At 40.8% G+C, this 782-nt stretch carries 1 pseudogene; it reads left to right on the top strand.

The window, feature by feature from the left end:
• Window positions 1-81: 81 nt before the first annotated feature.
• A pseudogene (locus SD31_RS14380) lies at window positions 82-782 on the top strand (protein translocase subunit SecDF); the annotation flags it as partial.

Below are 782 nucleotides of genomic sequence, written 5' to 3'. Positions count from 1 at the left end.
TAAAACTACACCTACTAAGAAGGTGTAGTTTTATTCTTCTTCGGTTCAGGACCTTATCTTAGGTTTCGTCAATCGACCTTGATGATCGGTATCATCACCTCACTGTTCACCTCTATCTTCATCTCTCGCCTTGTTTTCGAGTTCATGTTAGAAAGAGATATAAAGATCAACGTTTCTTTCCCTTGGTCGGCAAACACCCTTGTAGGTGCCAACTTCCAGTTCATTAAGAAACGTAAAACCTTCTACATTGTCTCTTTAGTTGCTGTAGCGATCTCCTTGATCTCTATCTTCACTAAAGGGTTCAGCTTAGGAGTAGATTTCCAAGGTGGACGTTCTTACACCGTACGCTATGAAAAACCTGTAGATTTGGAAGAAGTGCGTAAAAACTTGAACGACGTATTCCAAACCAATACTGAGGTTAAAACGTTCGGTAGCTCTAACCAAGTACGTGTGACAACCACTTACCATATCCACGAAACTTCGGATGAAGCAGATGCTGAAGTATTGGCAAAACTAAACGAAGGTCTTTCAAAAATTTCGGGCAACAGCCATGAAATCATGTCTCAGCAAAAAGTGGGTCCTTCGATCGCTTCAGACATTTCTGAAAGAGCAATATGGTCCGGTATTCTTTCATTGATTATTATCGCTATCTATATCTTAGTGCGCTTCCACAAATGGCAATATTCTGTTGGAGCCGCAGTATCTACACTGCACGATGCTATCATCCTTCTAGGATTGTTCTCAATCTTGGATGGTATCGTTCCTTTCTCATTGGATATTGA

It is taken from the genome of Sphingobacterium sp. T2 (assembly GCF_000814685.1).
GTDB lineage: Bacteria > Bacteroidota > Bacteroidia > Sphingobacteriales > Sphingobacteriaceae > Sphingobacterium > Sphingobacterium thermophilum.
The sequence above is the reverse complement of the archived record's forward strand: the minus strand, read 5'-3'. Positions and strand labels throughout refer to the sequence as shown.